General features: G+C 41.2%; 14 protein-coding genes. 4 read left to right on the top strand and 10 right to left on the bottom strand.

The window, feature by feature from the left end:
• Positions 1-3: 3 nt before the first annotated feature.
• The 3 genes from wecC to EGC86_RS05985 form a co-directional block, all read right to left on the bottom strand.
• Positions 4-1242 (bottom strand): UDP-N-acetyl-D-mannosamine dehydrogenase, encoded by a 1239-nt coding sequence (gene wecC, locus EGC86_RS05975; protein WP_123776950.1) that lies wholly within the window; start codon positions 1240-1242, stop codon positions 4-6.
• 61 nt (positions 1243-1303) lie between these two features.
• A complete protein-coding gene (gene wecB / locus EGC86_RS05980; RefSeq protein WP_123776951.1) occupies positions 1304-2443 on the bottom strand; it encodes a non-hydrolyzing UDP-N-acetylglucosamine 2-epimerase in 1140 nt (379 codons plus the stop codon).
• An 18-nt stretch (positions 2444-2461) separates the two neighbouring features.
• Complete coding sequence (locus tag EGC86_RS05985; RefSeq protein WP_123776952.1) at positions 2462-3628, bottom strand: nucleotide sugar dehydrogenase; 1167 nt, start codon at positions 3626-3628, stop codon at positions 2462-2464.
• A gap of 1493 nt (positions 3629-5121) precedes the next feature.
• Here EGC86_RS05985 and EGC86_RS05990 point away from each other — a divergent pair.
• From EGC86_RS05990 to EGC86_RS06000, 3 genes are read left to right on the top strand one after another with little or no spacing between them, the layout of a single operon-like run.
• Positions 5122-5724 carry a transglutaminase-like cysteine peptidase gene (locus tag EGC86_RS05990; protein ID WP_123776953.1) on the top strand — a complete coding sequence of 201 codons (603 nt, stop codon included), beginning with the start codon at positions 5122-5124 and terminating at the stop codon, positions 5722-5724.
• A 27-nt stretch (positions 5725-5751) separates the two neighbouring features.
• The gene (locus EGC86_RS05995) at positions 5752-7842 is read left to right on the top strand and encodes a bifunctional diguanylate cyclase/phosphodiesterase (protein ID WP_123776954.1); all 2091 of its coding nucleotides are present in this window, start codon (positions 5752-5754) and stop codon (positions 7840-7842) included.
• Complete coding sequence (locus EGC86_RS06000; protein WP_123776955.1) at positions 7842-8234, top strand: hypothetical protein; 393 nt, start codon at positions 7842-7844, stop codon at positions 8232-8234. The genes EGC86_RS05995 and EGC86_RS06000 overlap by 1 nt, the downstream gene beginning before the upstream one ends.
• Before the next feature lie 387 nt (positions 8235-8621).
• Here EGC86_RS06000 and EGC86_RS06005 read toward each other — a convergent pair whose 3' ends face one another.
• The 7 genes from EGC86_RS06005 to EGC86_RS06035 form a co-directional block, all read right to left on the bottom strand.
• Positions 8622-8903: a GIY-YIG nuclease family protein gene (locus EGC86_RS06005; protein WP_123776956.1), complete on the bottom strand. Its 282-nt coding sequence runs from the start codon at positions 8901-8903 to the stop codon at positions 8622-8624.
• Between the two features lie 431 nt (positions 8904-9334).
• Positions 9335-10519, bottom strand: a complete 1185-nt coding sequence (gene megL / locus EGC86_RS06010; protein WP_123776957.1) for a methionine gamma-lyase — start codon at positions 10517-10519, stop codon at positions 9335-9337.
• Positions 10520-10733: 214 nt separating this feature from the next.
• Positions 10734-11783, bottom strand: a complete 1050-nt coding sequence (gene oleD / locus EGC86_RS06015) for a 2-alkyl-3-oxoalkanoate reductase (protein WP_123776958.1) — start codon at positions 11781-11783, stop codon at positions 10734-10736.
• Positions 11784-11908: 125 nt separating this feature from the next.
• Positions 11909-13603 (bottom strand): olefin beta-lactone synthetase, encoded by a 1695-nt coding sequence (oleC, locus tag EGC86_RS06020; RefSeq protein ID WP_123776959.1) that lies wholly within the window; start codon positions 13601-13603, stop codon positions 11909-11911.
• A 122-nt stretch (positions 13604-13725) separates the two neighbouring features.
• Entirely contained in the window at positions 13726-14601 is an 876-nt protein-coding gene (locus EGC86_RS06025; protein WP_123776960.1) for an alpha/beta fold hydrolase, read from the bottom strand.
• Between the two features lie 58 nt (positions 14602-14659).
• Positions 14660-15709 (bottom strand): 3-oxoacyl-ACP synthase III, encoded by a 1050-nt coding sequence (locus EGC86_RS06030; RefSeq protein WP_011636839.1) that lies wholly within the window; start codon positions 15707-15709, stop codon positions 14660-14662.
• A gap of 255 nt (positions 15710-15964) precedes the next feature.
• The gene (locus tag EGC86_RS06035; protein WP_123776961.1) at positions 15965-17281 is read right to left on the bottom strand and encodes a methyltransferase; all 1317 of its coding nucleotides are present in this window, start codon (positions 17279-17281) and stop codon (positions 15965-15967) included.
• A 79-nt stretch (positions 17282-17360) separates the two neighbouring features.
• On the opposite strand from EGC86_RS06035, the gene EGC86_RS06040 reads away from it, so the two are divergent.
• On the top strand, positions 17361-17588 hold the full coding sequence (locus EGC86_RS06040; RefSeq protein WP_123776962.1) for a DUF1289 domain-containing protein: 228 nt from the start codon (positions 17361-17363) through the stop codon (positions 17586-17588).
• The last annotated feature ends 347 nt before the right edge of the window (positions 17589-17935 follow it).

Below are 17935 nucleotides of genomic sequence, written 5' to 3' on the forward strand. Positions count from 1 at the left end.
AAACTAAATAATACCGCGAGTATCAATTACAACCTTAGTTGCAAACTGCATTTTATCGGCAGCTTTAAATTGCTTATGATCAACAAGCACAACAATGATGTTTGCTTTTTCTAGTGCAGCTTCTAACGTTGCATGTTCAACACCCGCATTTATTAATTTTTCAGGTAGATATTGTACATTTGGTTCCACCGCAATAAGTTGGCCAATATTTTTTAATGCTAATTGCTCAACAATTTGTAATGCAGGGCTTTCACGAAGATCGTCTATATCAGCTTTAAATGCTAAACCTAAGCACGCGATAACAGGACGTTTAAATTCGTCTGCCGCTTTTTCAATTTGCGCGATAACGTAATGAGGCTTTGCGTCGTTAGTTAAACGAGCTTGACGAATAATATTAGCTTCTTCTGGGCAGCTATCCACAATAAACCATGGGTCAACCGCGATACAGTGGCCTCCAACACCAGGACCAGGGCTTAAGATATTGACTCGAGGATGACGATTAGCCAGTTTAATCAGCTCCCACACATTGATTTTAAGCTTGTCACAAATAACAGATAATTCATTAGCAAAAGCAATATTGACGTCACGGAACGAGTTTTCAGTAAGTTTTGCCATTTCAGCTGTACGCGCATTGGTGATAATACATTCGCCACGGACAAATGTTTCATATAGTTCCACCGCTCTCAAACTACAGGCTTTGCTCATTCCACCAATAACACGGTCATTAGAAACTAATTCTTGCAATACATAACCAGGTAAAACACGTTCTGGACAATGCGCAATTTTGATGTCCGCACTATCACCTAAGTCTTGTGGGAAAGTTAAGTCAGGACGAGCCTCCTTTAACCAAGCTGATAGTTTTTCTGTTGCACCAACTGGCGATGTCGATTCTAGAATAACCAAGTTGCCCTTTTCTAATACAGGCGCAATCGCTTTTGCCGCCGCTTCTATGTATTTAAGATCTGGCGCATGACCTTCTTTAAAGGGAGTTGGCACGGCAATCATAAATGCTTCTGCTGGCTCTGGGATTGTTGTCGCGCGAAGGTTTCCGGTAGTCACTACACCACGAACGACGATGTCTAGATCCGGTTCTACAATATGAATACGCCCTTCGTTTATTGTATCAACGGCTTGTTGATTGACATCAACACCAACTACTTCTAAACCGCGAGATGCTAAAACTGCAGCAGTTGGTAAACCAATATAGCCTAAACCAATAACAGAAACCTTTTTGAACGACATGACTATTCCTTAAAACGAATTTGATATGTATGAAAATGTAGTTAATATTTAAACAGCTTGATTAATTAGTTTTATTAGCAAAATGCTGTTTAATACTGTCAATAATCCGCTCGCAAGCTTTACCATCACCATAAGGGTTATGTGCTCGGCTCATTGCGCGGTATTCATCTTTATTAACCAATAAGCTTTCAACTGCATCAATGATAACTTGCTTGTCTGTACCAACCAGTTTTACCGTACCTGCGTTGACAGCTTCAGGACGCTCTGTTGTATCGCGCATGACTAAAACAGGCTTACCCAGTGATGGGGCTTCTTCTTGTATACCACCAGAATCAGTTAGTAGAATGTGAGCTTGGTTCATGAAATACACGAAAGGGAGATAATCTAAAGGTTCGATTAAATGGACATTATTAACATTTTTCAGGATACGATTAACCGGTTCGCGCACGTTTGGGTTTAAATGTACCGGATATATGATTTGGCACTCAGGATGATTGCTTGCTATTGTCACTAAAGCTTCGCATATACGTTCAAATCCACCACCAAAACTTTCGCGACGATGGCCAGTTACTAAGATCATTTTTTTCTTTTTATCAATTACTGGGTATTGTGCCGCCAAAGCTGCATTTAGGTCAGCTTCTGTATCCAGTTTATTTTTTATAATGAACAAAGCATCAATGACAGTATTACCCGTTGTTGCTATTTGGCTTTGTTTTACACCTTCATTTAATAAGTTATTTAATGAAGCTTCGGTAGGCGCAAAATGCAAAGTTGCAATAGCTCCAGTTAATTTACGATTGCCTTCTTCTGGCCAGGGAGAATAAATATTACCGGTTCTTAATCCGGCTTCTACATGGCCTACGGGGATTTGTTGATAGTATGCAGCTAAACTGGTTGATAACGTTGTCGCTGTATCGCCATGCACTAAAACGATATCTGGTTTGAACTCTTCTAATACAGGTTTTAAACCAAGCAAAATATTAGTCGTTACGTCATAAAGTGTCTGACCCGGCTTCATGATATTTAGATCGAAATCTGGTTTTATGTCGAATAAGTTTAATACTTGATCAAGCATTTCTCTGTGCTGAGCGGTAACACATACTTTTGCATCGATACCGTTATCAATTTCTAAGGCTTTGACCAACGGGGCCATCTTTATCGCTTCTGGCCTTGTACCAAATACAGATAATACTTTCAACATTATAAATTCCTTTGATTTTTAGTCATTACCAAATAAATCTCTGGTATAAACTTTATCGGTAACATCACTAAGCTCATCAGCGGCTCTATTAGAGACAATTACATCCGCATCGGCTTTAAACTGTTCGAGGTCACGGTATACTTTCGAATTAAAGAACTCGTCTTGTTCTAGTACAGGTTCATAAATGATGACTTCTACGCCCTTGGCTTTAATGCGCTTCATGATCCCTTGAATACTCGATGATCTAAAATTATCTGAGCCTGACTTCATGATTAAACGATAGATACCGACTATTTTAGGGTTACGCTTTAGAATCGATTCAGCGATAAAGTCTTTACGAGTGGTATTGGAATCAACAATTGCACTAATTAAGTTATTTGGCACATCGGCATAGTTTGCACGCAATTGCTTAGTATCTTTTGGTAAACAATATCCGCCATAGCCAAACGATGGGTTATTGTAGTGATTGCCTATGCGGGGATCTAAACAGACTCCATCAATAATTTGCTTACTGTCGAGTCCGTGAGCCTCTGCATAAGTGTCTAACTCGTTAAAGTAAGCAACCCGTAATGCTAAATAAGTGTTTGAAAATAACTTAACAGCTTCAGCTTCGGTTGAATGAGTAAATAAAACCTCGATATCTTGTTTAATCGCACCTTGCACTAACAAGTTTGCGAAGGTATGTGCGCGGTCACTTTGCTCACCCACAATAATTCGTGACGGATACAAGTTGTCGTGCAGTGCTTTGCCTTCGCGTAAAAATTCTGGCGAGAACAGAATATTGTCACAATCTAACTCTTGTTTAATACGTTCAGTATAGCCAACTGGTACGGTTGATTTAATGATCATCACCGCACTAGGATTTATGCTAATAACGTCTTTTATGACTGACTCTACCGATGAGGTATTAAAGTAGTTAGTTGCTGGGTCGTAATCTGTTGGTGTTGCAATAACAACAAAATCCGCATCTTTATAAGCTGATACTTTATCTAACGTTGCTGTAAAATTTAGCTTTTTATTTAGTAGAAAGTCTTCGATTTCTGTATCTGATATTGGTGAGATTTTGTCGTTAAGTAAGGCAATTTTTTCTTCTACTATATCTACTGCGACAACGTCATTGTGTTGTGCTAATAGCATTGCGTTGGATAAACCGACATAGCCTGTACCTGCGATGGCAATTTTCATATAAATAAACTTCCTGTTAAACCTTAAAATAAAACGCTTAGATCTGATTGTAATTAGATAGAAAGAGATAACGACGTTGGTGGATCTAAGTATGACGACGTCTATGAACCTATGGATGATTACGTTGTCGAATCTAAGCTTGGTGACAACCTTGCAAATCTAAGCATGACGGCGTTGACGAGCCTAGAAAACGAAGTTTGTGAACCTACGTAAAGCAGCGTTGAGAATCCATGGATTGCGGCTCTTTAGCGGAAAAAAGACACGCTACCGCCACTAGATTACAGCTTCCAGATTGCTGAGACACGTTTCAAAATTTTACTCTGTTGGAGTTTGACGTTTCAGAACGAAACTGTAGATAGGTTCCCACAAGATGTTAATTAAACATCTTCAACTTGTTTGTTTAGCTTTCTATATCGACTTTCTATATCGAACATGTCAATTTTTAAGCTTAACCAGTTATTGCATCTTACAGGTGATTTAGCACAAGGCTTTACACCTGAATTGATGTAGTAGGATACTGCAGGAAAAAACAATGATATGAGGTTGCATCGGTAAACTAATGAAGCAAAAACTATAGGTTTATTGGCTTCAATACAGTTATCGTTGGCGTCATGCCTTGCTTAAAATTTCCCTTTCTACTTTCTGTCTTACGTCAATCCTCATTAATTAGTTGGTAATTATAATGTATACGGTAATTTAATGACAGTTTTTTGACGTTTTTTTGCTAAGTGTCACTTTTTAGTTGTTTCAACCCAGTTAAAACGTAAATTGGCATATATTTACTCCTTTAGTACTAGTTGCTAGAAGTATGTTTACAAAAGGCCCACTACGATTAATTTGTTCATTAAACAGTCTGCCAGTGATTGTATAAGTCTCTTTCTGATTACTACTTTTACGCACCAAAATGTCACTTTATTGTTCACCTGCACTATTTTTGTGCTGATAAAACATCCAACCACCAAGTTATATCGCAAATCAATTAATAAAAATCCTACCAACATCAAAAAACAAACAATCAACAATAAGTAACTGTTTGTAAAATCTATTTAGATATGGCCGTAACAAAATTTTCGATTCATGCCAAATTTTTGAATCGTTTTTAATTCATGTAATCTCATTAATGACTGCAAACAACCTAGTACTACTGTTTATATGACAATTGGCATGCCAATAAATTGACCTTATCAAAGCTCAATAATGATATGAGATCGTCTAGAGAGTCCATTTTAACGGATTAGCTTAATACCACTTTCATACTAGAGGGGAATTAGTTTGTAAATTCAAACACTCAAAATAAGAATGTATCGTCATTTTATTGTCGTTTTACGACTAACTAGCTTATGATATGCATCGTTATCGCATAAATTCTGTAAAATTATTACAGTGTTATCATTAACTATCATTTGCAGTGAGATTTGCGTATTAAACTCGTTTTGTGTTGCATCATAGATAGATATCGCCACTGGCTTGTTACGTCATTGGTGTTTTCGGCTGTGTGTCTTGCCACCATAACTGACGATTTATTTACCACTGATTTTTTTACACAAGTAGAGCAGCGCTATGGCTCTGATCGAGTAGAAGATTTTAGTGACTGGCAAGACACTATAAATGATGGCGTTACATTGAACGACTACGACAAGCTTAATTTAGCCAATCAGTTTGCTAATAGGCGGATTCGATTTGTGAGTGATAGCGACCATTGGCATAAAAGTGATTATTGGGCCACGCCGCTTGAATCGTTAGGCACTAAAGGCGGCGATTGTGAAGACTTTGCCATCTTTAAGTATTTTACTTTAAAGGCCATGGGTGTTGATGAGAGCAAAATGCGCTTGATGTATGTGCGTGCGTTATTGATTAATGAGCCTCATATGGTGTTGATTTACTTTGAAGACCCTAAAGCGATGCCTTTAGTGTTGGATAATTTAAAAACCAAAATTTTACCCGCTAACCAGCGCCGAGATTTAAAACCAATTTATTCATTTAATGGTCAAGGACTATGGTTAGCAAAGGCACAAGGGTTGGGCAGTAACAAACCCACTAGCAGCGGCACAAAAAGTTGGACTGATTTAGTTAATCGAATTGAAAACGGCGAGTAATCGTTACAAAAGGATCTGGAGCAAACAATGTTTACAAAAGGAATGTCTTTGCGGCTACAGCTTTATCTGCTGATAAGTTGTTTATCTTTATTTAGCTTCGGTGCCGCGTTATATAATAACGTATCGAACATGCGTGGCTATTTAAATGAACAGTTAGCATCTCATGCGCAAGGAGCAGCGCACAGTTTAGGATTATCTATCTCACCTTATATGGATGAAGAAGGTTTGGTGATTGCCGAGACAATGACTAATGCTATTTTTGATTCCGGCTATTACCAACATATTATTTTTACCGACCTTGACGACAAAGTGCTGTTTGAGCGCAATAATCCTCAAGGTAATTTTGCTGTTCCTCAGTGGTTTATTAACTGGTTTACCCTGCATCCTCCGGTAATGACAAGTGAAGTGAGTGATGGTTGGCGTATTGCCGGTAAATTAGAAGTGCAATCGCATGCGGGTACCTCATATAAAAGTTTATGGGATCACGCCGTTAGCAATTTAACCTCTGCATTATTTCAACTATTTATAGCTCTGTTATGTGCTTATTTTATTTTAAAAGCGGTGTTAACTCCACTGAACAGTATTGAGAAACAAGCTGAATCGGTTATTCAAAAGCGCTTTGAACTTAACCCTATTAAACCTTTTACCTCTGAGTTACGCACGTTGGTGAATGCGATTAACCGTATGATTGAGAATATTCAGCGATCGTTTAACGAACAAACTAAATTGGCTGAAGCCTTGTCGAAAGAGGTTTATATTGATTCGCATACTGGTTTACCTAATCGTCGTGCGTTGTTAAAGAAGTTTGAGTCGATTCAAGCAGAATATGAACAACACGGTAACCGTTTTTATTTAGGCTTATTGTCGATGACCTCTTTAAAGCAGGTTAATGACAACGATGGTTATGGCAGCGGTGATGACTATATTTTATCTGGTGCGCAACTTTTTAGTGAACAGATGAATAGTTTGCAAGAAGCGACCTTATACCGTATTTCAGGCTCGGAATTTGCATTTTTAAGCTTACTTACTGAAGACGCGGCCAAAGAAGTCGATCAGCAAATGGCCTCTTGTATTTTGATTGAAAGCTCGTCGCGTTTTAGTAATGGCTTTGCAAAACATAGCCTCACCCGTGTAAATCATCAAGAAGACTTTGCTGATGTGGTTATGCGTTTAGATAACCAACTGGTGCATAATCAATATGCCGATAATCCCAAGGGGTTGATTTCTGCTAATGGCATGCAAAAGAATCATTCACGTGAAGAATGGGTGGGTATTTTGACTCAGTTTACTCAGTATTTTAAGGACGAAATTAATCACTCTAATAGCAAAGATTTTGCGATTAAGTGTATTCCATTAGATAAAATCTTCGATTTGATGTTACAACCTGTGGTGGATGAAAATCAATCCATTTTGTATGTTGAGTCGTTTGTGCGCTTTAAAATAGCGGGCGAAACACTGTCGACTTTAGATGTGTTTGCCATGGCAGAAAGACTGGGCGTACTACAAGACCTCGAACAAGCTGTTGTGTGTTTTATTTTTTATAAGCTGCAACACATTGAACACACCCGCGTAGCCATTAATATAAGTAATCGTGCACTGCATAATCCGGTGTTTACCGATTGGTTGTTTGATTTATACCAAAAAATGCATAAAACGCTTCCACCACTTTTGTATGAATTTAACGAGTCTGGCGCAATGCTTTCGCTTGAATCGACAGAGGGTTTTATCCGCCGAGCAAAACAATTAGATATTGATATTGCCATTGAACGTTTTGGATCTAGTTTAAGTTCGTTTTGCTATATTAGAAACTTAAACATTGATTATATTAAGATTGATCCAAGTTATGTGCGTGATATAGCAGAAGCTGACACACGCTTTTTTGTCCAAACTGTGATCCAAATCTGTCATGGTATTGGTATTAAAATCATTGCACCACAGGTAGAGTCGGCTGTTATAGGTGAATACTTTTCACTCATGAATATCGATGGCTTACAGGGTAATGGATTGTATGCTGTACGAAATTTCAGTACAATAATACCTGCAAACGCAACAAGTACATGGATCAGTGCATTGCAGCTGAACTACTTTAGTAATTCACCAAACCACGAGGCAGAATAATGCGCAAAAATAAATTTACCTTGTTATTAGTTTCAGCATTAATGACAGCGGGCATGTCTGCCGGTGCGATAGCTGCAGAAACCTTAACGGCTAGTACTCAAACGGTTCCTGTATCAGAAGCAGCAACACAGTTAGCTAATTCCTTTATTGCTGCTAATGGCGATGAAGCATTGATTATCGAAGCGATACAAGCGGCTGTTGCTGCAGGTATGACTCCTGATGAAATTTTAGCCGTTGCTGTTGCTAACGGTATTGACCCTGCGATTGTTGCTGCGAATCTTGAAGATGCGCAAACAGCAGGTGGTGGCGCATTTGGTGCTGCACCATCACCAGGCGGCCCAGGCTTCGGCGGCGGTTCAGGCGGCGGTGCTGGAACAATATCTAGCAATTAATCGTATTCTAGATTGTTGAAGAATAATGAAAGCCCATTAAATTGGTTTTTTTTGTGGGTATTTATAAAGGAAGGTACTAGGTTCTAGGTAAATCTGACGCCCTACCCGCACGTCATCCCTGAGTTCTTATATCATAGATCCAGGTGTTTCTTTTGACCTTGCTTGAGTATTAAAAACGTAAAAGCCAACACCTGGATTCCGGCTCAACAGCATTGCCGGAACGACGGAGTAGTGGGCGTTGTTTGAATACGAATGAGTAAATGACGAAGTCGTGGGCATGTAGGTGTGTATTAGTAAGCAAATGTGCATTTTGACCCCACTCGCACGTCATCCCTGAGTGCTTTTATCAGGGATCCAGGTGTTTCTTTCGTTTTAATTGTTAAATATCTAAATTTCAAGATCATCCCAGCGTGGATTAAACTTCTCAATTAATTGAATTTTCCATTCACGCTTCCAGTTTTTAAGCTGTTTCTCTCTGGTAATGGCGTTATAAATGTCATCAAATACTTCGTAGTAAACTAACATTTTAATTGAATGTTCTTTAGTAAAACCATCAGACAAGCCATTTTTATGATCCCAATTTCGTCTGATTAAATCAGACGTCACTCCAATATAGAGTGTGCCATTAGGCCGATTAGCCATAATGTAAATATATGATTGCTTATCCATAAACACTTAACTCAATTAAAGTAATCTCAAAATATAGCAGTTAAATGCGAGCTTCGTTGATCCATAACAAAGCTCAGGATCATGTCACCGAACCCAAGAGCTAAAATCAACACCTGGATTCCGGCTCAAAAAAACATTGCCGGAACGACGTAATAGTGGGCATTGTTTGTATACGAATGAGTAAATGACGGAGTAGTGGGCGTTGTTTGTATGAAGTAGTAGTAGTAAGTATTACCTGCTAACGTTGTAGTGGGCATGCATTAGTAAGCCTCACCGCACGTCATCCCTGAGTGCTCGTATCAGGGATCCAGGTGTTTCTTGTCTCTCATGTCTGGTGACTTTGGATGTCGCCTTAACCTTTAGCTGTCACCCCTGAATGCTTGTATCAGGGATCCAGGTGTTTCGCTTGACTTACCGCTTGTATAATTTTATTACTGCAAAGCTTGTTCAATATCCGCAATCAAGTCTTGAACATTCTCTAAGCCAACCGAGATACGCAGTAGGTTGTCGGTAATGCCTGCGGCTAATCGTGCTTCTGGTGTGTAAGGCGAGTGGGTCATTGATGCTGGGTGTTGGATTAGCGATTCTGCGTCACCTAAACTTACAGCGATAGTGAATAGCTTTACACGATTAACGAAGTTGATGGCGTCCTGTTTATCGCCTTTTAACTCAAATGCGATAACGCCGCCGGCGCGTTTCATTTGGTTACCAATGAAGCGATGACCTTGATGGTGTTCTAAGCCAGGGTAAAAGACTTGGCTGAATTTAGGGTGTTTATCTAAAAATTCAGCTAACACTTCTGCGTTATCGCAATGACGAGTTAAGCGTACGTCTAAGGTTTTTAAACCGCGTAAGATTAACCAAGCGTCGTGTGGTGATATCACGCCACCAAAGTCTTTTAATATTTCGAATTTTAATCTGTGCATGTGCTCTGCATTGCCGCACACAATACCCGCGATTACATCACCATGGCCGTTTAAGTACTTGGTCGCACTGTGGATCACCATGTCGATGCCTAACGCTAGCGGTTGCTGCAATAGTGGTGTCATAAAGGTGTTATCGACGATTGATACTAGGTTGTGCGCTTTGGCGACGTTGGCCATGGCGGTAAGATCGAATACTTGTAGATGAGGATTGACTGGGGTTTCGCAGAATAATACCTTGGTGTTTGGCTTTATAGCCGCCTCAACAGCATTCATGTCGGTGAAGTCGACCAAGGTTGTTGTGATACCTAAGCGGGTTAGCTGAGTGGTCATCAGCGCGAACGTACAACCATAAACCGCTTTAGATGCGATTAAGTGATCGCCTGCATGCAAATGAGTTAATAATGCACTTGATACTGCCGCCATGCCAGATGCGGTTGCAGCTGCGTCTTCTGCGCCTTCTAGCAGCGCCATTTTACGTTCAAGTTCTGCGGTGGTTGGGTTACCAAGGCGAGTATAAATATAACCCGGCTCTTCGCCTGCAAAACGTGCTCCGCCTTGTTCGGCAGTATCAAATACAAAGGTGGCTGTTTGATATAAAGGTGTGGTGAGTGAGCCAAAGGCTTCGCGTTGATGTCCGCCATGAATGGCTAATGTGGCTAAGTTCCATTTACCCTGATTGTTATCTTGCATTGCTTCTCCCTGCGCCACCTTGTTATGAGTTGTTACCCTCTTTGGGGTTATTGTTGTGGTGGTCGGAATTTAAGATACAGTGGAATAAAATATAACCAAGTGATTGTTGAAAAATAACCCACAAAGTGATGTAAAAACAATTTTACAAACAGCTGTTTACATCGTTTAGACCATTCACTTGCATATGCAGTTCACGCAATGAAAATGGGCTAGCCTAACTTGTGAGTGATTGCTTCAGCTTTTGCATACCTTGATCAATGCTAACAAGCGGTTGATAACCTAAGTCTTGTTTGGCTGCGCTGATGTCAAAGTAATGGCTGGTTGACAGTTGTCTTGCAACAAAACGAGTCATGATGGGTTCTTGCGATTTATTCAGCAGACCATATACGGTTTCAAGCACCACACCTGCACTGTAAGCAACACCGGCTGGCACACGCTTGGTTACTGGTTGTAAATCAACACAGGCAAGAATACGATTAAGCATATCTGCCATGGTAATGGGTTGATCATTACTTAAAAAATACGCTTTACCTGCACACTTAGCATTAGTGACTAAATCTAACGCCGCTAAAACATGAGCATAAGCTGCGTTATCAACATAAATGGTATCGACCAGTTTGTCTTCATGGCCAACTAACTTTAGTCGCCCTGCCCGCGCACGTTCAATGACTCTTGGCACGAGATGAGGATCGTTTGGTCCCCAAATCAAATGTGGTCGTAAGGCTGTAGTGTGAAGTTGAGCAGAATTAGCGGCAAGCACATGTTGCTCTGCTATGGCTTTAGATTCGCCGTAGTAATTGAGGTATGTTTCAGCGTAAGGCGCTGATTCATTAATGCCGTTTTCGTCACGCCCTGCAAAGGTTACACTTGGGGTGCTGGTGTAGACTAAACGTTGAATATTAAGCGCTTTACAGGCATTAATAATATTATTTGCGCCATCAACATTTGGCGAGTAATAACTTTGCTTACTGCCCCACACGCCAGCCTTTGATGCCACATGAAACACTAAGTCACAGCCTTGCATGGCTTGTTTAACGCTATCATAGTCGCTGATATCGCCTTGGCGCATATCGACGCCCAGTTCAACCAGTCTTGGGTAATCACCACGGGCAAAACCCACCACCTGAATACCTACTGCCAATAAGCGCTGACAAATCGCCAATCCTAAAAAGCCGCCTGCTCCGGTTACAAACACTTTGTTGACCGACAATGATAATTGCGTAAGCGCTGCTTGCTCAAGAGGAAGTAAATCTGTCAGATCCATTATTAATACCTTGTTGTTACTTTAGGGCCGGCCGTATTATTACGTTATGGTGAGACTTATCATTGCTGAATGACTGCCTTACTACGGTCTAAGTACAGCGGCCTTACTACAGTCTAAGTACGGCCTTATTCTTTCCACTGCTTTTGTGCCCAAACAGCGAGCTTTTCTCTGAAGATTTTAGCATTATGGCGTACATCTACAGGGAAGTCGGGATGAATTAAAAAACGACCAATACCTTGCGTATGTGGATACTGCTCGGCTAATTCTATTAACTCTTGATAAAGGGCTTTAGCCGTTGAGCAAACAATATCTTTTTGCAATTCGATACACATAACTGGCACAACGTCCCCACCCACATTAACGCCAACTATAGCCGAACGTTTTACTTGCGGATGGGTGTTAAATACGCGCTCACAAGGTAAGGTGTAAAAGCGTTTGATTCTTTGCTGACCACGCGTAGCATCAACAATATGACCTTTACGACCACACATCCATAATAAGCCGTTATCGTCTAAATATCCTACGTCACCCATGCGATGCTTAACGTGTTCACCATCGTTAATTTTAGCTAACTCAGTGGCATGTTGACGTTGATAATAGGCTTGGCTAACCATAGGGCCACTCACCACAATTTCACCAATTTCATTTGCGGCAAGCTTTTTAACTTCAGCCCAATCAGATTGGACTTTATCTGTAATGGCAATAATATCAACGCTTACCGACGATATCGGTTTACCGACACAAATGCCCTTACCTTGATCGGTCAGTTCGCTGGTCGCAAACAACGCATGACTGCCAATCATGCTGATGGGTAACGATTCCGTCGCACCGTAAGAGTTAAGCACTTCAACCTGTGGGTTGAGCATTTTGCTAAAGCGTTTGATTGAGCTAATGGTTGCCGGAGCACCTGCTGATATCACTCGCTTAACGCTAGTGAGTTTATGCTGGCTTTGCTCACCAGCTTGGCCTAGTCGCTCTAACAATGCGGGATTAACAAACATGTTACTGCATTGATATTGCTCGATTGCCGCAAACAAATGGGCTGGGTTGGCGGTAATGGGTTTGCTGGCATCCATGTCTGGCACAATGGATGCCATGCCTAATGCAGGGCCAAATAATGAAAACAGCGGGAAGGTAGCTAAGTCTCGCTCTCCAGGTGCAATACCGTAATCGTGTTTAAGTGCGCTAATTTGTGCTTCAAACATCGCATGGCTGTACACCACGCCTTTGGGTGTGCCAGTACTGCCACTAGTAAACAAAATGGCCGCCATATCATCTGGTTTTAACAATGCCATTTCCAGCGGATGAGCGATATTACGGCCAATTTCAGTAATAGTTTCGAGACTCGTTGCATTAGCTAACAAACGTTGAATGGCTGAACCACCCACATTAATCACCTGCTTAACACTGCCTTTGCCCCACCCCAAAACACGCCTAGCAATATGGGCTTTAGGGATGCCGATAAACGCATCTGGTTGTGACTCTGCAAAACACTGTTTAAGGTTTTTGATACCCATACCAGGGTCAACTAAAATTGGGATGATACCGGCTTTGAATAAGGCAAACGTTAACGAGAAAAACTCAATGCTTGGAGTTACCATTAACACTGCTTTCATACCACGCTTAATACCGTACTGAATAAGCCCTTTAGCGATCATATCCGATTGTTGATGTAAGGTAACAAAGTCGATTTCTTGATAATTGAATTGGCCTTGCTTAACGTGTTGGACTGCAACAGCAAGTCCGGCAGGCATAGTTTGCGCAGCCGTTTTAAGGTGCTGACAGATATTGGCATTAGCAAGAGCAGAGGTTTGGGTCATGTGGCTTCATTTTGGGCTAATGTGAATAACGCATATGCTGGCTAACGACAATAACGCCAACATATAGATAATTTTAGACGATTAAATAGCTAAAAGGCTCAAATGAGCCTTTTAGGGTGTAATTAATTTTTTGCGATAAAGTCTTTAATTAAGCCAATCACTTCGTCGCTGGCATCTTCAAGGATGTAATGACCGCAGTCAGCAAACTCGTGCACCGTTGCGTGAGGCATTCGCTGTCGCCATTCTTCTAAAAAATACTTATCGAATACAAAATCTTGTAAACCAAAACAAATCAATGTCGGTACTTCAGCAAACTCGCTTAAGCTATCGCCAATGCTAGTCACTAGGTCGTAGTTTCTGTCGCCAGGTTTGAGTGGAATGTCTTGTACGAAACGTAAGGTCGAAATACGGTTTTTCCACGAATCAAACGGCGCTACGTAAGCTTCACGCACTTCTTTAGACATGGGTTTGCGTTTAACACCCACATACGAGGCTGCTGATGAAAATGCATTTAAACCACGAACCAACAAGGTTCCGAGTAAGGTTTCGCGGCAAATCCACAATGCCCAAGGAAAAGGCTTAGTTTTAGGAAGATGAAACGCTGCCGTGTTTAAACACACAATGCGTTTGATGCGCTCAGGATGACGAACCGCAAAGCCCATTCCAATCATACCACCCCAGTCGTGTACCACTAGGGTGATGTTTTGTTTTACATCAAGGCTGTCAAGCAAGGCTTCTAAGTCATCAATACGGTTTTTTAGGGTGTAATCGTATTGTGGATCATCGGGCTTGTCTGATAAGCCGCAACCAATATGGTCTGGCACAATACACTGATGTTGATCGCTCAACGCACTCACTAAATTACGGTAATAGTAACTCCAACTAGGATTACCGTGCACCATAACGACGGGTTCGCCTTGGCCTTCGTTTATGTAATGTAGTTTATTGCCGTTACGGTCTAAATAATGACTTTTGAATGGCAGTAAGTTGTCTAGCATGATGCATCCTGTTAACTATTTTTATAATGATATGCAAAAACTCAGTGCAGCCCAAGGCTTACCACTTAATTCCTAACATCATGCAGTTCAAACCACTGCCTATCCCTAAAAAGCTGACTTGGTCGCCAACACGTAAAAAACCTTCATCGTGGGCAATTGCAGCAGTAACCGGTAGTGAAACCGTGCCCATGTTGCCTAAGGTTTGATAGGTGGGATATTCTTTTTCGTGGGGGATGTTTAATGCATTTAACACTTGTCGGCGGTTTGATGCACCTACTTGGTGACAAATCACTTTATCAACTTGCTCAACAACCCAATCACGCTGCTCTAGAAAGTGCTCCCAAGTGTGCTTAGCAAGCTCTACGCCTTCTTTGAGCAAGGTAACTGCATCGGTACGCATAAACTCGCGATACAATAAGTGCCCTGCTTCTTGTAGGCCCCATTGACACAATTGATGATGCTCTGGTGCAGACAAATGGCTGGCACCTAATAACTGATGCTGTCGCGTGGTGGTGAGTGGCAAGCTGCCGTCAGTTAAAATAACTGCAACTGCGCCTGAACCGCCCGTAAGCGTTGCCAATGACTGGGCAAAGTTTTGCATTGTCGGTTCGGCTAGCATGTGGTCAATTGTGGCATCGACGATGTCTCGTGCAGATTCGCACGACACAACCATTCCTGCTTTGATTTGCCCAAGTTCGATACGATTGGCAATATCCAAAATACCCGACAACACCCCTAAACAAGCATTGCTGATGTCATAAATGGCAGTGTCTTTAGACACGCCAAGTTCGGCAGCAATACGGCAAGCGGTTGCGGGTTCGTGTTGATCACGACACACACCAGTGTATACCACGGCACCTAAGTCGCTGACATTAATGCCGGTTTCATTCACGGCTTTACGTGCAGCAGCAATAGCGCCGTCTGATAAACGATGACCTTTAGGCCACCAACGACGCTCGGTAATTCCGGTTAATGCGGCAAGTTGCCCCATCGGAATACGAAACTTTTGATAAAGTGGGGCCAAGCGAGATTCTAAATCGCTACTCGACACTACTTGTGGTGCTAGCTCATAAGCCAGACTATTGATAAAGACGCGTGAATATTTCATTAAACCGTATAATTCGCTTCGCTCTAGCAAGCCCAAAAGCCACTAGAATAGTTGTTATTCGTTATTAACCCGCCATTTGAACAAGAATGGCTTAATTATTCAATCAAAAACAGCAAGCCAATGCGGTAATGTGGATAATATATTGTGGTTAAATTTTATTATTTGATTAACTAGTTTGTTGATTTTCACAGTTTTAGGGCAAATAGACTAGTATAAACAAAGGTTTAATTTGCAGTTTTGTGACAAAGACTGCTATTAGTTTGTTTTAATTGCTTGGATCAGCGCATTTCGTGGTGTAACACTGTTTGCACAAAATTCAGTCAACGTAACTTGATATCCCTGCTCTTGTAAAAAACACACTCGATCGAGCAACAGCCAATGCTCCAAGGCTCGACGAAATAAATGAGCGACTAAATCAATCCGCTTAGTAAGTCTTTGTCGTTCGATTCCGCGGTGCAAATAATGGCTCAAATTAATCTCACTGGATATAACTAAATGCTTTTGATTTGCTGCCCACTGGCAAAAGTCGCTAAAATTGCCACTAAGCTGACTTTTTTTAATAGTCGGCACCGATAAATAAGCATCTATATCGCGTATTTTTCGTTGCAAACTGTCAAAACCTAAGCGCCATGATATCTCTTGATTACGTAATGTTTGTTTTTTGGTGCCAGCAATAACGCTTTGTTGCAATGGCAGCTGTAAGTCATGCTTTGACAGTTTGACCGCACTCACTTTGCCTAAAGCTGATAGCGGTTGATAATGTGTATCTTCAATCAAATGATAACAGCATGGTGAAATAGACAGTACCCGAGTGCCTGCCGATACGGCAAGTTTGAGTAGTCGAACGTGTAAATCACCACAAGCGTGCAATGCTATAGCATGTTGGTCAATTAACAATAGCGGTTTACTTGAGTCGATTGGCGCAAAAGCATCAGCACAAATAAAAGTTTGTGGTAATTGCCATTGTTTTGCAAAAACCTGGCCTTGTGCGCACAAACTCGCTTGCCACTCAATACTCGTTACCTCAACCTTTTGCTGCTTAGCCACTAATCGACCTAAATGTCCTTTACCCGCACACCACTCCAAGATAGGTAACAGAGGTAATTGGGGATGATGTTGTGGATCAACTTGCTCCGCAAACGCGCTGATTTGTTGCCATTTACGACCTTTAATGTGAGCACTAAAATGCGCGAAATCGCTATTTTGATGTTCATTAGCGAACTGTTCAATGTAAGGCACATCTTGCGCATCGTCACTGTTAGTGGCACTTGTAGGCAAAGTGATGACTAACAAGCTTAATTGATTAATCAGTTGATCTTTGTTTGCAAACTGACCTTGCTGTATGTCTGCAATTAAACTTGGTAATAATGCATCAACAAGATGTTGTTGATCAGAATCGAGTATATCAATTTCAGCATCATCAAGTTGCCATACCGTTTGGGCTAAATGTGGAAATGCGTGCTGCCAAGGTAAGTGGTCACACTCAAACGCGACTAGCTGCCATAAGGGTTTTAGGCCATGTAGAAATGAGTCTATGGCATTAAAGGTCTGTTGATATTTGATTACTGACATATTGAGACTTGTAGTTAACCTTAGCCGAATGAAATGATAGGATGCGAGTCATTAAATCGCCGGACTGGAATTGTAAACTATGCACTCACCTTGTGTCGCCCGTTGTGGCCTAAATGCTGACGATTATTGTATGGGCTGTTTTCGTCACATTGATGAAATTGTGATTTGGTCACAAGCAAGTGATGAACAAAAAAAACAGATTTGCGATAAATTAGCCGATAGAAAAAAACAATTTTCAGGTGATGGTAACAGTCAAACATTGTCGAGAGCAAAATGGTTGGAAGCTGAAAAGCGAATCAAGCGATAACGTTGAGATAAAATGTGATAACGAGCGATTACAAGCGGTAACAAGCCTAGATGCTAGGGCGGACTGCGTCCAGCTAGTGCGCTTCGCTTCTATAACAACGGTAAAACATCAAGCAGACCCAGCTCAGAAGTATTTCCATGATGGGACCTAGCCCTAAGCTTGTATCTTTTGAATTTGATTTTATAGCATCTCGCCGCGAAGCAACCTAGCTCCTAGGCTTTTATCGCTTGTCATCGCCTGTTATCGATTTTTATCGTTCTTACTAGCTTTTGACTTTGCCTGTATAGCATCTCGCCGCAAAGCGACCTAGTTCCTAGGCGGTTTCCCGCTTGTCATCGCCTGTTATC

Origin of the sequence: Shewanella frigidimarina, assembly GCF_003797125.1 — a bacterium.
Classification (GTDB): Bacteria; Pseudomonadota; Gammaproteobacteria; order Enterobacterales; family Shewanellaceae; genus Shewanella; species Shewanella frigidimarina.

What these genes read in the sequence shown, in the direction of transcription:
- wecC (WP_123776950.1), bottom strand. Translation starts at nt 1,242, where the DNA reads ATGTCGTTCAAAAAGGTTTCTGTTATTGGTTTAGGCTATATTGGTTTA.
- wecB (WP_123776951.1), bottom strand. Translation starts at nt 2,443, where the DNA reads ATGTTGAAAGTATTATCTGTATTTGGTACAAGGCCAGAAGCGATAAAG.
- EGC86_RS05985 (WP_123776952.1), bottom strand. Translation starts at nt 3,628, where the DNA reads ATGAAAATTGCCATCGCAGGTACAGGCTATGTCGGTTTATCCAACGCA.
- EGC86_RS05995 (WP_123776954.1), top strand. Translation starts at nt 5,752, where the DNA reads ATGTTTACAAAAGGAATGTCTTTGCGGCTACAGCTTTATCTGCTGATA.
- EGC86_RS06000 (WP_123776955.1), top strand. Translation starts at nt 7,842, where the DNA reads ATGCGCAAAAATAAATTTACCTTGTTATTAGTTTCAGCATTAATGACA.
- EGC86_RS06005 (WP_123776956.1), bottom strand. Translation starts at nt 8,903, where the DNA reads ATGGATAAGCAATCATATATTTACATTATGGCTAATCGGCCTAATGGC.
- megL (WP_123776957.1), bottom strand. Translation starts at nt 10,519, where the DNA reads ATGCAAGATAACAATCAGGGTAAATGGAACTTAGCCACATTAGCCATT.
- oleD (WP_123776958.1), bottom strand. Translation starts at nt 11,783, where the DNA reads ATGGATCTGACAGATTTACTTCCTCTTGAGCAAGCAGCGCTTACGCAA.
- oleC (WP_123776959.1), bottom strand. Translation starts at nt 13,603, where the DNA reads ATGACCCAAACCTCTGCTCTTGCTAATGCCAATATCTGTCAGCACCTT.
- EGC86_RS06025 (WP_123776960.1), bottom strand. Translation starts at nt 14,601, where the DNA reads ATGCTAGACAACTTACTGCCATTCAAAAGTCATTATTTAGACCGTAAC.
- EGC86_RS06030 (WP_011636839.1), bottom strand. Translation starts at nt 15,709, where the DNA reads ATGAAATATTCACGCGTCTTTATCAATAGTCTGGCTTATGAGCTAGCA.
- EGC86_RS06035 (WP_123776961.1), bottom strand. Translation starts at nt 17,281, where the DNA reads ATGTCAGTAATCAAATATCAACAGACCTTTAATGCCATAGACTCATTT.
- EGC86_RS06040 (WP_123776962.1), top strand. Translation starts at nt 17,361, where the DNA reads ATGCACTCACCTTGTGTCGCCCGTTGTGGCCTAAATGCTGACGATTAT.